Source organism: Streptomyces sp. NPDC059255 (assembly GCF_042752355.1).
Taxonomy (GTDB): Bacteria; Actinomycetota; Actinomycetes; order Streptomycetales; family Streptomycetaceae; genus Streptomyces.
On the sequence record NZ_JBHYZP010000022.1, the window covers coordinates 1 to 16,659 of the forward strand.

Sequence of the window (16,659 nt, forward strand, 5' to 3'; positions counted from 1 at the left end):
GTCCGGCCCCTCTCCGGATCTGCCGGACGTCCCGGACCTGCCGGACGTCCCGGACGTGGCCTGCGAGACCTAGTAGACCGGCTTCTCCGGCTCGATCTGGTTGACCCAGCCGATGACCCCGCCGCCGACGTGGACCGCGTCCGAGAAGCCCGCGGACTTGAGCACCGCGAGGACCTCCGCGCTGCGGACGCCGGTCTTGCAGTGCAGGACGATCTTCTTGTCCTGCGGGAGGGTCGCCAGGGCGGTGCCCATCAGGAACTCGTTCTTCGGGATCAGCTTCGCGCCGGGGATCGAGACGATCTCGTACTCGTTCGGCTCCCGGACATCGATGATCTCGATGTTCTCCTTCTCGTCGATCCACTCCTTGAGCTGCTTGGGAGTGATCGTCGAGCCGGCCGCCGCCTCCTGCGCCTCCTTGGAGACGACGCCGCAGAACGCCTCGTAGTCGATGAGTTCGGTGACGGTCGGGTTCGCGCCGCAGACCGCACAGTCGGGGTCCTTGCGGACCTTGACCTGGCGGTACTGCATCTCCAGGGCGTCGTAGATCATCAGCCGGCCGACCAGCGGGTCGCCGACGCCCGCCAGCACCTTGATCGCCTCGGTGACCTGGATGGAGCCGATGGACGCGCAGAGCACGCCCAGCACGCCGCCCTCGGCGCAGGAGGGGACCATGCCGGGCGGCGGGGGCTCGGGGTAGAGGCAGCGGTAGCAGGGGCCGTGCTCGGACCAGAAGACGCTGGCCTGGCCGTCGAAGCGGTAGATCGAACCCCATACGTACGGCTTGTTCAGCAGCACGCAGGCGTCGTTGACCAGATAGCGGGTGGCGAAGTTGTCGGTGCCGTCCACGATCAGGTCGTACTGCGAGAAGATCTCCATCACGTTCTCGGCCTCAAGCCGCTCTTCGTGAAGGATCACGTTCACATAGGGGTTGATGCCGAGAACGGAGTCACGGGCCGACGCGGCCTTGGAGCGGCCGATGTCGGACTGGCTGTGAATGATCTGACGCTGGAGGTTCGACTCGTCGACCTCGTCGAACTCCACGATGCCGAGAGTGCCGACACCGGCCGCGGCCAGATACATCAGGGCGGGGGAACCGAGACCTCCGGCGCCCACACAGAGCACCTTCGCGTTCTTCAGCCGCTTCTGCCCGTCCATCCCGACATCCGGGATGATGAGATGACGGGAGTACCTGCGGACCTCGTCGACGGTGAGCTCGGCAGCGGGCTCGACCAAGGGTGGCAGCGACACAGGGACCTCAACTAAGGGGTTGGCCGGTCATTCAGTAAGGTTGTTCTCCCTGTAACACTGCCACGGCCTTCCTCATTCCAAGACACATAGTCCGAGTCGCGAGACGAATTCGTCCCAGAAGCCGGGCAATGTCTCGAAAGGCGTGTTCTCCCCCGTTCGCCCCGGGAGTCCCATGGGGTCGGGGAGTCCGATCCCGACGGGGACGTCCGTACGGCCGGGGAGCGAGTCCGTGAAGAAGATCGTCCCGGCGCCCTGCCAGCGCGCGACGCGCAGCGCCTCGTCGAGATGGCCGCGCGGTACCCCGTGGACGAGATGGACGAAGCGCTCCGGCGGGTACTCCGCGGTCCACGCCGGCGCCTGCGACCAGCGGTAGTCGGTCCACGGCCCGGAGAAGGTCACCGACTGGTCGGCGGCGTCCAGGTATCCGGGGTGCGGATGGATCCCGTGCCCGAGGACGATGTAGCCGCCGTCCCGCGCGCTGTCGGGGGCCCTGTCGAGCAGCGCCTCCAGGGCCGTGGTCGTCCGCCGTACCCAGGGCAGCTCCGCCCGCCCCGCCGGGCAGCGGCCGAGGTAGAAGCCGCCGACCCGGTACCAGCCGAGGAAGCGCCGGGCGTCGGCGACGATCTCCGCCGCGGGGCGGCCCCCGTACGCCAGGTCCAGATGGCCGAGGACGCGGAGCCGCGCGTTGGTGAGCCGCCCCGCGGCGTCGAGGCAGTGCGGGTCGGGGCGGTCGCCGGGGCCGTTCGCGACGTTGAGGACGGCCCAGTGCAGCGGGATGGAGGGGCGGGTCAGCTCGGCCCACTCGACGGGTGCGACCAGGGGGTGCGCGTAGCCGGGGACGCCGAGACCGAGCCGGGCCGTCCGGGCCGCGGGCGGCCCCTGGAGGCCGGGGGGAGGGTGCGCACGCGGGAGCGCGCTGCCGCCGCCCGGGGTCAGATGCGACATGCCGCCTCCATCCAGATGTCGGCGAGGGATTCCTCCAGGTTGATCCGGGGGCGCCAGCCGAGCCGGTCGCGCGCGGTCCGTACATCGGCCTGCTGCCAGGCGCCGCAGCCGTCGGGGTACGGGAACGGTCCGGCCCCCAGGTGCTCCGCCACCGTCTCGGCGCGGGGGGCGCCGATGATGGGGTGCCCGGGGCGCAGCCCGGGCGGGCCCTGGGGCAGGTCGAGTTCGTTGAGGGCGCCGGCGAACCCGGCGACCCTCGCGAGTACGGCGGCGGCGTCCCGGAGCTTCACGGCGCGGCCGGTGCCGATGTTGACGATGCCCTGGGCGGCGGAGAGCGAGGCGGCGTGCACGGCGCGCGCCACGTCGCGTACGTCGACGAAGTCGCGCTGCACGCCGAGGCCGCCGAGCTTCAGCTCGCCGTCGCCGGACTGCATGGCCCGGCGCATCGCCTCGGCGAGCCGGCCGAGCGGGGAGCCCGCCGGGGTGCCGGGGCCGACGGGCGAGAAGACCCGGAGGACGATCGCGTCGAGCCCGGAGCCGAGGACCAGCTCGGACGCGGCGAGCTTGGAGACGCCGTACGGGCCGCCGGGGCGGGGCACGGCGTCCTCGGCGGTCGACGAGCCCTGCGGGGAGGGGCCGTACTCGGAGGCGCAGCCGAGCTGGACGAGCCGGGCGCCGCAGCCGCTGCGGCGCAGGGCCTCGCAGACGGTGGCGACGGCGACGGTGTTGTGCCGGGTGAGTTCGCGGGCGCCGCCCCGGGTGGCTCCGGCGCAGTTGATGACCACTCCGGGGTGGACGGCGTCCAGGAAGCGGGTGAGCGCCCCGGGACTGCCGCCGGCGAGGTCGAACCGTACGTCGGCGTCGTCGCCGCGGCCGAGCGCGGTCAGGTGGACGGCGGGGTCGGCGAGCAGCCGGTCGGCCACGAAGCGGCCGAGGAATCCGTTGGCGCCGAGCAGCAGGACCCTCATCGCGCGCCCCCTTTGCGCGGACGGGCCGTCGCGGGGGCCGGTGCTGGGGATTGCCGGGTCATGTCGTGCGTCTCCTTCTGTCCCTGGATACGGGGCTTCTGTCGGGGCGGGGTGCGTGAGAGGGCGGAGGTGTGCGGGGCTCAGGTGTGCGGGCTCAGGTGTGGGCCGAGGCCCGGGAGAGGGCGACGGCGGCGTGGACGAGGAGGCCGAGGGCGGCGGCGCCGCAGGCGAGGGCGGGGACGGCGGCCGGGCCCGCGGCCTGGACGAGTTCCCGGACGGGCGCGGCGAGGGCGGCGCAGCCGGGGATACGGCCGGCGAGCACGGAGGCGCAGGCCAGGACCTCCAGGGCGCAGGCGGTGGCGAGCCCGGTGGCCGCGGATTCGGGGAAGCCGTGGACGGTGAGGAGCCGGGCGAGCAGGAGCAGGGTGCCGAGGGTGACGGTGGGGGCGAGGGCCCCGTCCTCGGCGTGGAGCAGATTGGTCAGCGGGGTCAGCACGGCGAGGACGCAGGCGTACAGCCCGACGACGCCGAGGAGCAGCGGGCGCGCCCGGGCGGCGAAGTCGGCCAGATCTCGGCTGGCCGTGAGTCCGCGGCGCGCCCGCACGGAGAAGAGCCGGGCGCACCAGGCGGCGGGCGCGACCGCGACGGCGAGCGTCACCAGGGGTGTCGCGGTGCCGGGCCAGGGTCCGTGGGGCCCGCCGTCGAGGAGCGCGGTGAGGAGGCCGTCGCCGCAGAGCAGGTAGGTGAGCAGGGCGTACGTCCAGAGCCCGGCGGCGGGTACGGTGCGGCCCGGGGCGCGCAGGGGGCCGCGGCGGAGGCAGGCGGACACGGCGCCGGAGAGTGCGAGTGTGCCCGCCAGTGCTGTCGCGAGCTGCCCCTGCCCGGTGCTGTGTTCCAGACCGGCGAGGGTGAGGGAGGCGATGGCGCCGGGCAGCAGCACGACCCCCGCCCACCCGGCCCGGGCGGCCCGCCCGCGGCTCCCGGTGTTACCGCCGAGGCGGGTCGACGTACGGCTTTCGACACGGCTCTCGGTGCGGCCCTCGGTACGGCTCCCGGCACGACTGCCCGTCAGGCTGTCGGTAGGACTGTCGGCGAGGCTGTCGACGTGACGGCCCGCGCGGTGCCCGTGGTGGCCCTGCTGCCCGTGGCCGACTGCATCCCGATGGCCGGCCCGGTGGCCGGTGGCCCCCGGGACGCGTGCGTACAGCTCCTCCGCGAGCGAGAAGACGTCCCGGTGCCGGAAGCGTGCGGCCGTGCGGTCGGTGATCCCGTGGGCTTCGAGCCCGGCGGCGATCTCCAGCGGATCGACGGCCCGCTCGCAGAGCCCGCGGTGCCGGTGCAGCAGCGCCTTGACGGGGTCCGCGGACCCTCGTCGTCCGGCTCCCTTCCCGCCGTCCGTACGCGGGTGGTGGGTGTCACGGGTGTCAGACATCGTGGTCCCCCGCTCCGGCGCCCGCCCCTACCCGTTCCGCCGGGGCGGACGGCCCGTCCGGTCGGCGGCGGACCGCCGTCCAGTGGCCCGGGACCCGGGTCTCGGCCGGATGGGCGAAGGGGACGGGGGCTCCGTCCGCGTCCACCGAGTCGGCCGGGCGGCGCCCGGGGGCGTGGGAGATGAGTTCGAGGTAGAGCGCGCGGAACGCCGCCAGGTTCTGCTCGACGGTGAAGAGTTCCAGCGCGCGGGCGCGGGCCGCGGCCCCCAGGCGGGCGCGGCGCTCGGGGTCGCGCAGCAGCCCGACACACGCGTCCGCGAGCGCCCGCGGATTGCGCGGGGGGACGACGAGGCCCGTACCGCCGATGACCTCGACAACCGCCCCGACGTCCGTCGAGACCGTCGCGCGCCCGCAGAACATCGCCTCGACCAGGCTGATCGGGAAGCCCTCGACCACGCTGGAGAGCACGACCAGGCCGGCCGAGGCGTAGACGTCCGGCAGGTCGGGTGCCTCGGGGCCGCCGATCTCCTCGAAGGAGACCGGGTTGTCGCCGACGGCGTGCGCGTCGGCCGCCTCGTCGGGGAAGAGGTGGGCGGCCAGTACCCGGCAGTGCGCGAGGTACGCCGCGCCCTCCGCGTCCCGCGCCGGCACGCTGACGATGCGCAGCCGGGTGCCCGGCTCCGCCCGGCGGATTCCGGCGAAGGCGTGCAGGAGCGAGATCAGGTCCTTCGCGGGTTCGATCCTGCCGATCCAGACCAGCGTCGCCGGATCGCCCGCGCTGTCGAGGTCGTCCGCGACCGCCGCGAACCGCTCCGCCTCCATCCCCGGGTAGACGGTCCGCAGCTTGGCTCGGTCGGCGCCGCACCGCTCCTGCCAGCGGCGGGCGTGCAGGTTGCCGGGGGTGACGGCGCCCGCCTGGCGGTAGGTCTCGGCGGCGAGCCGCCGGTGGAACGCGGCGAGCAGGGCGCGTACCGGGGCGGCATCCGCGCCGGAGGCGGCGTCCGCGTCCGGCGTCGCCAGGTAGTGCGCCCGCAGCCGCACGCCGTACTCGGTGAGGAGCAGCGGCACCCCGAAGAAGCGTTTGGCCAGGAGCCCCGGCAGGGCGGCCGGGCCGCCGGAGGCGGCGTGGCAGAGGTCGACCGCGCCCAGCCCGTCGTCCTCGCCGTACCAGTCGAGCGAGAGGGGGCGCAGCGCGCGCTCCAGATGGTCGGCGAAGGCGAGGAAGTCGGGCACGGCCGCGGTCTGTACGCTCCGGCGTGCGCCGGGTGCCCGGCAGGCCGACTCCAGCAGCCGTACGGCGGTCTCCGAGCGGAGCGCCGCGTAGAGCCCGCCGCGCTCGCGGCCGAGGTCGGCCAGCCCGTACAGCCCCTCGGCGAAGGCCTCGACGCCGCCCGCCCCACCTGCGATACCGGTGCCGCCCGCCCCACCCGTGCCGTCCGTACCGCCCGCCCCACCCGTGCCGCCCACAGTGCCCGCGGCACCCGTACCGTCCGTGCCGTCCGGACCGCCCTCGGCGCAGATCGCCTCGGCCAGCCGCCCGAAGTGGAGCGCGAACCGGCGCCGGTCGCGCCGTCCGTAACCGCGGCCGTCGTCGGCCGACGCCCAGAGCGGGGCGGTGCGCACCCGCTCGGCCGGGACGTGGGGCGGCAGCAGGACCCAGCCGCTCCGCTCCTGCCGGGCGCTGCGGCTGAGCGCGTAGATGTGGAACTCGTGCGGTGCGAGCCCGCGTACGAGCCGGTCGCACCAGAGCCTGGACTCACCGGTCGCATACGGATAGCCACCGTCCGTGAGCAGTCCGATCCGCATGAGCGCACCCCCGATCTCCCTTGTGGGCGGCCGCCGTTGATCGGCGGCACGCAGACGGGACGACCGTAAACGGACAACCGGGTGGTACGACGGACGGTTGTCCGTCGCACCACCGGAAGGGGTGAATGCACGTAACTTTCTCGGAGCGATGGCGTTCTGTGGCGCTACGAAAACGGATGCTTACGTACGGCGAACCTCGCGGGTCAGGTCAGGGCCGCTTCCCCGGCGGGCGCGAGCGGTGCCGGAAGCTCCCTGCGGGCCGCGCGGCGGGCCGCGGCGAGCCCCGGGTCGAGCGCCGGGACGGCGGCCAGGAGCTGCTTCGTGTACGCCTCGGAGGGCGCCCCGTAGACCTCCTCGACCGTGCCCTGTTCGACGATCCTGCCGTCCTTCATGACGGCGATCCGGTCACTGACCTGCCGTACGACGGCGAGGTCGTGCGCGATGAAGACCAGCGCGAGGCCCAACTCCCGCTGGAGCTCCGCGAGGAGCGCGGTGACCTGTGCCTGGGTCGTCACGTCGAGCGCGGAGACGGGCTCGTCGCAGACGATCAGCCGGGGCTCGGCGGCGAGCGCGCGGGCGATCCCGACGCGCTGGCGCTGGCCGCCGCTGAACTCGTGCGGGTACCGGTCGTACCGGTCGGGGTCGAGCCCGACCCGCTCCAGCAGCCCCCGGACCCGCTCGACGGTCTCCCGCTCGTCCAGCACCCCCGCGGCCCGCAGCGGGTCCGCGACGGACTCGCCCACCGAACGGCGCGGGTTGAGCGACGAGACCGGGTCCTGGAAGATCATCTGGAGCTCGCGGCGGTAGGGCCGCAGCTCCTTCTCGGACGCCGTGCCGATCTCCGCGCCCCGGTAGTTCAGGGTCCCGGCGGTCGGGTCGAGCAGCCGTACGAGCATCCGGCCCAGCGTGGTCTTGCCGCTGCCCGACTCGCCGACGATGCCCAGGGTCTCCCCCGGCGCGACGGTGAGCGAGACCCCGTCCACGGCGGTGACGGTCGTCCGTCCGCGCCGGAACTCCCGGCGCAGGCCGACCGCTTCGATCAGCGGCCCGCCGGATTCCGGAGCACCCGGGGCGCGTTCGACCGGCGCGTCCACCCGGGGCACCGCCGAGAGCAGGGTGCGGGTGTACGTGTCCTTCGGAGCGCCCAGGACGTCCGCGACGCCCCCGCGCTCGATCTCACGCCCGTGCCGCATCACCAGCACCTCGTCGACGCTCTCCGCCGCGACCCCCACGTCATGGGTGACCAGCAGCAGCCCCATGCCCGTCTCGCGGCGCAGGTCGTGGAGGAGGTCGAGGATCTGCGCCTGGACGGTCACGTCGAGCGCCGTGGTGGGTTCGTCCGCGATCAGCAGGCGCGGCTCGCAGGCCAGCGCCATCGCGATCAGCGCGCGCTGGCGCATTCCGCCGCTGAACTCGTGCGGCCGGGAGCGCGCGCGGCGCGCGGCGTCGGGGATGCCCACGCGGTCCAGCACCTCGACCGCCCGCGCGCGCGCCGCGCGCCGGGTGGCGTCGGTGTGGACGCGGTAGACCTCGGCGATCTGGTCCCCCACCGCGTAGTACGGGTCCAGCGAGGAGAGCGGGTCCTGGAAGACCATCGCGGCCACCGCGCCGCGCAGCGCGCGCAGTTCGCGGTCGGAGGCGGTGCCGACGTCCGTACCGGCGACCCGGACCGTACCGCCGACGCGCGCGCCGGTCCCCCGGTGCAGCCCGAGGAGCGCGCCCGCGACGGTGCTCTTGCCGCTGCCGGACTCGCCGACCAGGCCGATCGCCCGGCCCGCGGTGAGCGAGAAGGAGAGCCCGTCCACGGCGCGTACGGTGTCGTCCGCGCCCGCCGTGAAGTCGACGGTCAGGTCCTCGACGAGGACCAGCGGCTCCGTAGCGGCGGCCTCGGGAGCCGTGGAGGTCGTGCGCGTCACAGGAGAGCCACCCTTCGGTCGGCCACGGCGTACAGCAGGTCCGCCACGACATTGGCCAGTACGACGGCCGCTCCGGTCACCAGCACCACGCCCACCACCACCGGCAGATCGACGTCCCGCACCGAGTCGATGAGCGTCTTGCCGACACCGGGGATGCCGAACAGGGTCTCGGTGAGCACCGCCCCGCCGATCACCGTGCCGAAGTCGTTCGCGTTGAGCGCGATGACCGGCGGCAGGGCGCCGCGCAGCGCGTGCCGCGCGACGACCGCGCGCTCCCCGACCCCGTAGGCGCGGAAGGTGCGGATATGGTCGTCGGCCAGCGTCTCCAGCGTCGAACTCCGCGTCAACCGCGCGTATTTCGCGCTCTCGAACAGCCCGAGCGTGAGCCAGGGCAGCAGCATGTTCCACGCCCACTGCTCGGGGTCGTCGCTCAGCGGTACGTACGACGGGAACGGCAGCCACTGGAGGTACGCGCAGACCACCATCAGGAGCAGCAGCCCCAGGATGAAGACGGGCGTGCCGGTCCCGGCGAGGGTGAGCACGGTCAGCGCGCGCTCGGTGATCCCGCCGCGCCGCAGCGCGGAGAGCAGACCGGTGCCGACCCCGATGACCAGCCAGACGACCATCGCGCCGACGGCGAGGGAGACCGTCGCGGGCAGCCGCTCCAGGATGAGCTGGGTGACCTGCTGGTCCGTCTTGTACGAGAAGCCGAGGCAGGGCGCGTCGCAGTGGAGCACCGAGGTGCCGGTGGAGTAGTCGCGCCCGGCGACGATGCCGCGCAGGAAGTGTCCGTACTGCGCGAAGACCGACTGGCCGAGGCCGAGGCGTTCGCGCACCTGGTCGACCTGCTGGGTGGAGCAGCGTTCGCCGCAGGCGAGCCGGGCCGGGTCGCCGGGCGCCAGGTAGAAGAGCGCGTAGACGGCGACGGAGAGCACGAGCAGGACCAGGAGCGCGCCGGCGAGCCGTTTGATCAGATAGCGCGTCATGAGGCGGTGTCCTTGAGGGGGGTACGGGCCTTGCCGGACGTACGGGCCTTGCCGGACGTACGGGCCTTGCCGGACGTACGGGTACGGTCGCGCGTCCCGACCCGGAGCCGGCTGGCCTCGCGCGGGTCGAGCGCCGTACGTACCGCGTCCCCCAGCACGGTGAAGGCGAGCACGGTCACGAAGAGCAGACCGGCGGGGAGCAGGACGTACATCGGGTCGGCGCGGAACCAGGTCTGCGCGGTCGACAGCATCACGCCCCACGACGGCGTCGGCGGCTTGACGCCCACGCCGAGGAAGGACAGCGACGCCTCGATGACGATGTTGGTGGGGAGCAGGATCGCCGCGTACGTGATGACGGGCGCCGCGAGCGACGGCAGCAGTTCGCGCCGTGCCACGCGCAGCCGCCCCGAGCCGCCGAGCCGGGCCGCGGCCACGAAGTCGAGCTGCTTCAGGGTGAGGGTCTGCGCCCGTACGATCCGCGACGTACCTCCCCAGTTGAGCAGGCCGATGACGAGGATCAGCAGCAGCGGACGGGGGAAGTCCTGGGGTACGACGGCCGTCAGGGCGATGGCGAGCACCAGCATCGGCAGCGCGATCATCACATCGGTGACCCGGCTGAGGAAGCTGTCCAGCCACCGGTTGCCGAGTCCGGCCGCGAGGCCGACGGTGACACCGATCGCCACCTGGACGACGGTGGCGCCGACGGCGACGAGCAGCGAGATCCGGGCGCCGTAGAGCAGCCGTACGAACAGGTCGCGCCCGGTGCCGGGTTCGACGCCCAGCCAGTGGTCGCCGCTCACCCCGCCGAACGAGCCGAGGGGCACGCCGCCGCGCGCCGAGTCGACGAGCGAGTCGTGGTACGTGTTCGGGTCCTGGCCCTCCAGCGCGGCGAGCAGCGGCGCGGCGAGCGCCAGCACCACGAGCAGCGCGAGGACGCCCCCGGCCACCAGGGCCGAGGGGCGTCCGCGCAGCCGTCGCCAGACCTGGCCGGCGCCGGAGGAGGGAGCGGCCGGGGCGGGGGCCGTGGTGCCCGCCGCCCCCGCCGCCACCGGATCGGGAGCGGTACTCACTTGACCGCGACCTGCGAGATGTCGAGGACGCCGGTCCAGTCGCTGATCACGATGTTCTTGACGTCCTTGCCGTAGAGCCGCTTGTACACGGGGTGGAAGAGCGGCACGTCGAGGGCCTGCTCACCGATCTTCTTGTCGAGCGCGCCCCAGCGCTTCGCGGCGGCGGAGAGGTCGGTCAGCTTGTTGATCTCGTCGATCTCCTTGTTGACCGCCGCGTCGTCGAACTGCGCGTGGTTGAAGTTGGAGCCGTCCTTGACGATCTGCCGTCCGTCGAAGATCGGCGCCAGGAACGGGCCGCCGGACGGCCAGTCGGCGCCCCACCGGGAGAGGAAGAAGCCGGGCGCGTTCTTGACGCTCCAGCGGGCCTCGTTGAAGGCGTTCGGCTCCAGTCCCACGAGCTTGACGGTGATGCCCGCCTTCTTGAGCCCTTCCTGGACGGCGGTGGCGACCTCGGGGCTGGTCTCGCGGTTCTGCGCGGTGGAGTGGATGAGGGAGATGGTCAGCCCGTCGGGGTGGCCGGCCTCCTTCAGCAGCTCCTTGGCCTTCGCCGGGTCACCGGTCTTGCCCGCCGGGAAGTGGTCGTACGGGGTGTAGCCGAACGCCTTCTGCTCGGGCAGGAAGGTGGTGGCCGGCTCGGCGAGCGCGGAGCCGCCGGCCGCGTTGATCACGCTGGTGCGGTTGATGGCGTACGCGATCGCCTGGCGCACCTTGGGGTTGTCGAACGGCTTCACCTTCGGGTTGAAGGCGAGGTAGTTCGTGTAGCCGAAGTGGCCGGTGCCGACGCGGGCGGCGAGCGCCTTGTCGCTGCCGACCTCGGCCAGCTCTGCGGGGCCGAGGTTGGTGTCGGTGGTGACGGCGGCGGCGTCGGCGCCGGAGCTGGTGGCGAGCCGCTGGTTGATGACGGCCGAGTCGAGTCCGGCCTTGACGTCGATCTTGTCGGGGTAGGCGTGGCGCTGGTCGTCGGTCTTCTCGGACCAGTGCGGGTTGCGCTCCAGCACCATGTGCTGGCCGTCGCCCTCGTTCTTGACGACCTTGTACGGGCCCGAGGAGATCGGGTGCTCCTCGTACTTGGCGCCCTTGTCCTTGGCCTTGGGCACCGGTGCGAACTGCGTCTGGGTGGCGACGAAGGGGAAGTCGCCCTCGGGCTTGTTCAGCTTGAAGACGATGGTGCGGGCGTCGGGCGTCTCGATCGAGGCGAGCCCCTTCGGGTCTTTGTAGGGGCCCTGGTACTCGGCGCCGCCGATCAGCCAGTCGCGCAGGTAGGGGGCGCCGCCGGAGAGTTCGGCGGCGAAGGAACGCTCGATGCCGTACTTGATGTCGGCGGTGGTGATCGGAGAGCCGTCCTCGAACTTCAGCCCCTCTTTGAGGGTGTACGTCCACTCGGTGGCGTCGGCGTTGGGGCGGCCCGTGTCGGTGGCGAGGTCGGGGACGACCTTGGTGCCGGCCGCGCCGTCCTCCCGGTTGCGGGTGGTCAGCGTACGGAAGACCAGCGAGGGGACGTTGCCGCCGCCGGAGGTGTAGAGGCGCGCCGGGTCGAAGTCGGCCTGCGGCTCGGTGTTGAGCACCGAGAGCGTGCCGCCCTTCTGGGGCTTGCCCTGGGCCGAGCCGTCGCTCTTGGCATCGTTGTCCTGGGGGCCGGCGCAGGCGGCGGCGCCCGCTGCCACGGCCAGGGTGACGGCTGCCACGGTCACGCGGCGGGTGAACACGGACGGTTGACGCATCGGAAGAAGCCTCTCGGTGGGCTGCGCGCACGGCGTGCACAGAGTGACGGAGTGCACAAGAGTGACAGGGGCGAGCGGGACGGGAACAGAGGGCGTGGAACGCCCGGTGTCCGCGCAGGCGGCAGCGGCGGAGAGGAGAACAGGCAGATCAGGACGCCGCGCCCGCATACGGACGGCAGTGCGCCCGGGCACGCCGGTCCGCCGCGGAGAGTGCGGTGGAGGGGGCGTACTCGGACGGCGTCAGCTACAGAGAATGTCGGCCACGCACAGCGGCGTCACGCCGATGAGCGCGAGCTCAAAGGCGGCGTGACGGTAGGCAGGTGCGGAGGCGGACGACATGCGGAGAAATATGGATGAGGCAGTGTTCGAATGTCAACGCGGAGTGAGACAGGTCTCTCACCATACGGACGATCACGGAACCGCACCGGCGGCGGACGGGTCTCCAAGGGCGCTCCCGGGTGGTCTCGGGTGGTCTTGGGGGCTCCCCGGCGCTCCCCGCGGGGCCGGGGCCGGAATCACTCGTCCGGGTAGACCCAGGGGTTCGGCCGGCACTTCACCCCGTCGATGTCGAGCGTCTTGGTCTGCTGCTGCATCACCGGCGCGAGGGCGCCCGGCGTGCGGCAGTTCACATGGCTGTGGCCGAGCCGGTGGCCGATCTCGTGGTTGATCAGCATCTGCCGGTACCCGAACATCGCCTTGGCGCCGAAGGTCTCCGCGCCCTGGGCCCAGCGGAAGGCGTTGATCATCACGCGGTCGGTCGCGGCGGAGTCGCAGGACACGTTGTCGACGGTCGTGTCGAGTCCGGACTTCGCACACCAGACTGCCGTGGTCCCCGGGCTCGCCAGCGTGATGACGAAATCGGGCTCGCCGCTGGAGATCCGTTCGAAGGCCATCTCGCCGTTGTGCGCCCAGCTCCGCCGGTCGTTCAGGGTCTTCTGGACGGCCTCCGCGAACAGCGCCCCGTCCAGGCCGAGTCCGTTCTCGATGTCCACGCGGTAGCGGACCTTCTGCCCCTTGCCGGGCGCCTCGGCGAGGCCCGGCACGGCGGTGAAGGTGCCCGCCGCCTCCAGCTTCGGGTCCAGCGGGAACTGGCGGGTCATCACCTGTTCGTACGTCACCGCGGCGGCCGGGGGCTTCGCGTCGCCCTGCCCGGTCGCGGGGGAGGTCCGGTCGTCGGACCGCGAGGCGCCGTCGCCGTTCTCCTCCGCCCGGTCGATCCCGTCGGCCGCCCGCGCGTCGGACGGGTCGGAGCCGGAGCCGGTGACCTGCCCGGCCACCACGACCGCGAGGACGGTGGTCACCGCGGCGGCGGCGATCCCGGTGAGCGCGCGGCCCCAGCCGCCTCTGGCGGGCTCCTCCGCGTCCGGCCCCGCCTCGGAGCCGTCGGCGGCGTCGGCGGCGTCGATGACGGCGCCGCCGCCGCGCGCCGCGCCCGTACCGTCGTCGCCGCCGGCACCGGGCTTGGGTACGGGCCGGGGCACCGGGGTGGCGGCCGGAACGGCGAAGGCGTCGAACGCGTCCACGAACTCCTTGCGCGGGCCCGGGATCAGCGGCGTCGACGTACCGCCCGCGCTCCCCGCCCCACCGGAACTCCGCGCTCCGGCGGCGCCCGTCACGCCTCCGGTCCGCGGTGCCGCGCCGCGCGGCGCGGCACCCCGCGGGTCGCCGTAACGGCGTTCGCCGCCCCAACCGCCCCCGGACTCACGCTGCTCGGGATGACCGCCCCGCACCTGCGGCACGCCGTGCGCGGGGGTGCCGTGCACGGGAGTCCCATGCGCGGGGGTTCCGTGCTGTTCCTGCTCCTGCGCGGGGCCCTCGCCGGGGCGCCGACGGCGGCCCTTCCCCGGCCCTTCCCGGTCCTGCCCGGGTCCACCTGCCGCGAGGTCACCCGCACCCGGCGAGCCCTGGGTTGCGGGGCCTTTGCGGCTGTGTCGTCCCACGCCCCGGATCAGCTCCTGCCGTGTTCGTCGATCGTCGTCTCTGCACCCGAGCCGGATGCCGAATCGGATGACGGCCCCGGTTCCGATTCGGTTCCAGGGCCGGTCTTCGGGCGGTTCTCGTCGATGAGGTCCCGGCACGCCTGGGCGACCTGCCGCGGGTACTCCATCATGGCGACGTGCCCCGCCTCGGGGAGCGTCAGGAGCCGCGAGTCGCGGAAAGCGGCCGAGGCCCGGCGGGCCATCCGGTACGAGACGAGCTGATCCCGCCCGCCGTAGACGAGCAGGGTCGGTGCCAGTACCCGTTCGGCCTGCCGCCACAGCGCGTGCTGTCCGCCCAGTGTGTACGCGTCGACGATACCGCGCGCGGAGCCGGTCATCGCCTCCCAGAAATGTGGCAGTTGAAGCCGGCGCTCCATCTCCGCCGCCGCGCGGCGCACATCCTCGTCCGCGACGGCGGAGGGGTTGCCGTAGCAGAGCTCCATCACCCCGCGCGTGCGCTGCTCCGCCGTCCACTCCCGGGTGAGCCTGCCGAAGAGCCCGGCGACCCCCGGGACCGCGAGCAGTGCCGTGGGCAGCGCGGTGCGCTGCACCCGGATCTCCGGCAGCGCCGGGGAGATCAGCGTCAGTGTCCGCACCAGATCGGGCCGGGCGGCCGCCACCCGCGTCACGACGGCGCCGCCCAGGGAATTGCCGAAGAGATGCACGGGGGCGCGCCCGCCCGCGTCCAGCAGCCGGATCACCGCGCGGGCGTGCGCCGCGATGGAGTAGTTGCCGTCGGACGGCGGGGGCGAGTCCCCGAAGCCGGGCAGATCGACGGCCTCGCCGTCGATCAGGTCCGCGAGGTACGGCATCAGCGCCGACCAGTTCTGCGACGAGCCGCCCAGCCCGTGCACGTACAGCCCCGGCGCGGCTCCGGGTCCGGTCGCGGGCCGCGACCGCACGGTCAGGGTGAGCCCGGGCAGGGTGACGGAGCGCAGCTCCTCCCCCTCCGCGACCCGTACGGGACTCACCTTCGGAGCCACGGCGGCGGCTACGGTTTCCGGCAGCTCGGTCGACGACATGCGGCAATGTTACGAGACGATCACGCCGGGATTCACGTGTTCGCCGTCACAGGCCGTATGGCGCGTGGCACCCCCGGCTTCTAGGCTCGGAGGGAGAGAAAGGGGGCCGGTATGAGAGTCGATCCCACGGACCCCGACACCTTCGAACCGGAGGTCCGGTACGGCCGGAGCGCCGGGGCGGCCGACGAGGTCCCGGAGGCGGACGCCGCCGAGCAGCGCAGGGAGGTGCGGCGGGGGCGTGACGAACCGCTGACGCACATCGACCCGGACACGGCGAGTGAGGGCGACGCCGCCGACCAGGCGAGAACGGTGGATCTGGGCGACGAAGAGGACTACCGCTGACCTGGGCCTTCCCCGGCCGGGCAGCGCCCCGCGCCCGGCCCGGCTACCGTACGCGTCCGGTCCGTGAAATTCTGCCTCCTTCACCACGCGCGGCCGGGTTACCCAAAAGTACGATGGCGGGGCGGCGCACCATGCGCACACAAACGAATTTTGGGAGGCGGCGTGACAGCCATAGAGCAGACCGAGGCGGCGCGCCCGCGAGGCACCCGCCTGCCGCGTCGCGCCCGGCGCAACCAGTTGCTGGGCGCCGCACAGGAAGTTTTCGTCGCGCAGGGGTACCACGCGGCCGCGATGGACGACATCGCCGAGCGCGCGGGCGTCAGCAAGCCCGTGCTCTACCAGCACTTCCCGGGAAAACTGGAGCTGTACCTCGCCCTGCTGGACCAGCACTGCGAGGCGCTGCTGCTGGCGGTCCGCACGGCGCTGGCGTCGACGACGGACAACAAGCTGCGCGTCGAGGCGACGATGGACGCGTACTTCGCGTACGTGGAGGACGAGGGCGGCGCGTTCCGCCTGGTCTTCGAGTCGGACCTGACCAATGAGCCGGCCGTGCGCGAGCGCGTGGACCGGGTCGCCCTGCAGTGCGCCGAGGCGATCTCGGACGTGATCGCGGAGGACACCGGGCTCTCCAAGGAGGAGTCCATGCTGCTGGCCGTGGGGCTCGGCGGCGTCTCCCAGGTGGTCGCCCGCTACTGGCTCTCCAGCGAGTCCCAGATTCCGCGCGAACAGGCCGTCCGGCTGCTCACCTCGCTGGCCTGGCGGGGTATCGCCGGCTTCCCCCTGCACGGCAGCGAGCAGCACTGAGCGGGGCGCCGGGTCCGGCGCCGTCCCGGCCGTGTTCGCTGCGGGCGTGCCCCGCGGCGCCTTCCGGAGGGTCGCTCCGGGCTAATGTGTGCTGCGTACCGCGCGGCTCGCCGCGCAACGCAGACCGTTCGGAGGGACATAGCCGTGGAGGTCAAGATCGGCGTGCAGCACACGCCCCGCGAGATCGTTCTGGAGAGCGGGCAGTCCGCCGAGGAGGTCGAGCGAGCCGTGTCCGCGGCGCTGGCCGGCAAGGCGCAGCTGCTCAGCCTCACGGACGACAAGGGGCGCAAGGTGCTCGTACCGGCCGAGCGGATCGCGTACGTGGAGATCGGTGAGCCGGCGGCACGGCGGGTGGGCTTCGGCAACCTGTAGCCGCTGTCGTCGACCGACAGGAGAAGTGGCCCGGCGGGATTCCCGCCGGG

General features: G+C 73.1%; 15 protein-coding genes. 3 read left to right on the top strand and 12 right to left on the bottom strand.

Annotated elements, in window-relative coordinates:
- Window positions 1-69 precede the first annotated feature (69 nt).
- The 12 genes from moeZ to ACFXKG_RS24355 all read right to left on the bottom strand — a co-directional run bounded on the left by moeZ (window position 70) and on the right by ACFXKG_RS24355 (window position 15,091).
- Window positions 70-1,248: an adenylyltransferase/sulfurtransferase MoeZ gene (gene moeZ, locus ACFXKG_RS24300; protein ID WP_384842811.1), complete on the bottom strand. Its 1,179-nt coding sequence runs from the start codon at window positions 1,246-1,248 to the stop codon at window positions 70-72.
- A 72-nt stretch (window positions 1,249-1,320) separates the two neighbouring features.
- Window positions 1,321-2,193, bottom strand: coding sequence for a spherulation-specific family 4 protein (locus ACFXKG_RS24305; RefSeq protein WP_384842814.1), 873 nt, complete (start codon window positions 2,191-2,193; stop codon window positions 1,321-1,323).
- Complete coding sequence (locus tag ACFXKG_RS24310; protein WP_384842817.1) at window positions 2,181-3,161, bottom strand: NAD-dependent epimerase/dehydratase family protein; 981 nt, start codon at window positions 3,159-3,161, stop codon at window positions 2,181-2,183. The genes ACFXKG_RS24305 and ACFXKG_RS24310 overlap by 13 nt, the downstream gene beginning before the upstream one ends.
- Window positions 3,162-3,315: 154 nt before the next feature.
- Window positions 3,316-4,593, bottom strand: a complete 1,278-nt coding sequence (locus tag ACFXKG_RS24315) for a hypothetical protein (protein WP_384842820.1) — start codon at window positions 4,591-4,593, stop codon at window positions 3,316-3,318.
- Complete coding sequence (locus tag ACFXKG_RS24320) at window positions 4,586-6,397, bottom strand: glycosyltransferase (RefSeq protein WP_384842823.1); 1,812 nt, start codon at window positions 6,395-6,397, stop codon at window positions 4,586-4,588. The genes ACFXKG_RS24315 and ACFXKG_RS24320 overlap by 8 nt, the downstream gene beginning before the upstream one ends.
- Before the next feature lie 203 nt (window positions 6,398-6,600).
- The gene (locus ACFXKG_RS24325) at window positions 6,601-8,313 is read right to left on the bottom strand and encodes a dipeptide ABC transporter ATP-binding protein (protein ID WP_384842826.1); all 1,713 of its coding nucleotides are present in this window, start codon (window positions 8,311-8,313) and stop codon (window positions 6,601-6,603) included.
- The gene (locus tag ACFXKG_RS24330) at window positions 8,310-9,299 is read right to left on the bottom strand and encodes an ABC transporter permease (RefSeq protein ID WP_384842828.1); all 990 of its coding nucleotides are present in this window, start codon (window positions 9,297-9,299) and stop codon (window positions 8,310-8,312) included. Before ACFXKG_RS24330 ends, ACFXKG_RS24325 begins: the two co-directional genes overlap by 4 nt.
- A complete protein-coding gene (locus ACFXKG_RS24335; protein ID WP_384842831.1) occupies window positions 9,296-10,369 on the bottom strand; it encodes an ABC transporter permease in 1,074 nt (357 codons plus the stop codon). The genes ACFXKG_RS24330 and ACFXKG_RS24335 overlap by 4 nt, the downstream gene beginning before the upstream one ends.
- Window positions 10,366-12,090 carry an ABC transporter substrate-binding protein gene (locus ACFXKG_RS24340; protein WP_384842834.1) on the bottom strand — a complete coding sequence of 575 codons (1,725 nt, stop codon included), beginning with the start codon at window positions 12,088-12,090 and terminating at the stop codon, window positions 10,366-10,368. Before ACFXKG_RS24340 ends, ACFXKG_RS24335 begins: the two co-directional genes overlap by 4 nt.
- A gap of 240 nt (window positions 12,091-12,330) precedes the next feature.
- The gene (locus ACFXKG_RS24345; protein ID WP_384842836.1) at window positions 12,331-12,429 is read right to left on the bottom strand and encodes an Ms4533A family Cys-rich leader peptide; all 99 of its coding nucleotides are present in this window, start codon (window positions 12,427-12,429) and stop codon (window positions 12,331-12,333) included.
- Window positions 12,430-12,605: 176 nt separating this feature from the next.
- Window positions 12,606-14,030, bottom strand: a complete 1,425-nt coding sequence (locus ACFXKG_RS24350; RefSeq protein WP_384842839.1) for a DUF3152 domain-containing protein — start codon at window positions 14,028-14,030, stop codon at window positions 12,606-12,608.
- A gap of 8 nt (window positions 14,031-14,038) precedes the next feature.
- On the bottom strand, window positions 14,039-15,091 hold the full coding sequence (locus ACFXKG_RS24355) for an alpha/beta fold hydrolase (protein ID WP_384842842.1): 1,053 nt from the start codon (window positions 15,089-15,091) through the stop codon (window positions 14,039-14,041).
- 111 nt (window positions 15,092-15,202) lie between these two features.
- Between ACFXKG_RS24355 and ACFXKG_RS24360 the strand changes: the two genes are divergently transcribed.
- From ACFXKG_RS24360 to ACFXKG_RS24370, 3 genes are all read left to right on the top strand, one after another.
- Window positions 15,203-15,433 (top strand): hypothetical protein, encoded by a 231-nt coding sequence (locus tag ACFXKG_RS24360; protein ID WP_384842846.1) that lies wholly within the window; start codon window positions 15,203-15,205, stop codon window positions 15,431-15,433.
- A gap of 162 nt (window positions 15,434-15,595) precedes the next feature.
- Window positions 15,596-16,237 carry a TetR/AcrR family transcriptional regulator gene (locus tag ACFXKG_RS24365; protein WP_382891097.1) on the top strand — a complete coding sequence of 214 codons (642 nt, stop codon included), beginning with the start codon at window positions 15,596-15,598 and terminating at the stop codon, window positions 16,235-16,237.
- Between the two features lie 144 nt (window positions 16,238-16,381).
- On the top strand, window positions 16,382-16,609 hold the full coding sequence (locus tag ACFXKG_RS24370) for a DUF3107 domain-containing protein (RefSeq protein ID WP_329829234.1): 228 nt from the start codon (window positions 16,382-16,384) through the stop codon (window positions 16,607-16,609).
- Window positions 16,610-16,659 lie beyond the last annotated feature (50 nt).

Coding starts and splice junctions, on each gene's coding strand:
- ACFXKG_RS24340 (WP_384842834.1), bottom strand. CDS start 12,090: ATGCGTCAACCGTCCGTGTTCACCCGCCGCGTGACCGTGGCAGCCGTC.
- ACFXKG_RS24320 (WP_384842823.1), bottom strand. CDS start 6,397: ATGCGGATCGGACTGCTCACGGACGGTGGCTATCCGTATGCGACCGGT.
- ACFXKG_RS24305 (WP_384842814.1), bottom strand. CDS start 2,193: ATGTCGCATCTGACCCCGGGCGGCGGCAGCGCGCTCCCGCGTGCGCAC.
- ACFXKG_RS24315 (WP_384842820.1), bottom strand. CDS start 4,593: ATGTCTGACACCCGTGACACCCACCACCCGCGTACGGACGGCGGGAAG.
- ACFXKG_RS24360 (WP_384842846.1), top strand. CDS start 15,203: ATGAGAGTCGATCCCACGGACCCCGACACCTTCGAACCGGAGGTCCGG.
- ACFXKG_RS24355 (WP_384842842.1), bottom strand. CDS start 15,091: ATGTCGTCGACCGAGCTGCCGGAAACCGTAGCCGCCGCCGTGGCTCCG.
- ACFXKG_RS24330 (WP_384842828.1), bottom strand. CDS start 9,299: ATGACGCGCTATCTGATCAAACGGCTCGCCGGCGCGCTCCTGGTCCTG.
- ACFXKG_RS24345 (WP_384842836.1), bottom strand. CDS start 12,429: ATGTCGTCCGCCTCCGCACCTGCCTACCGTCACGCCGCCTTTGAGCTC.
- ACFXKG_RS24310 (WP_384842817.1), bottom strand. CDS start 3,161: ATGAGGGTCCTGCTGCTCGGCGCCAACGGATTCCTCGGCCGCTTCGTG.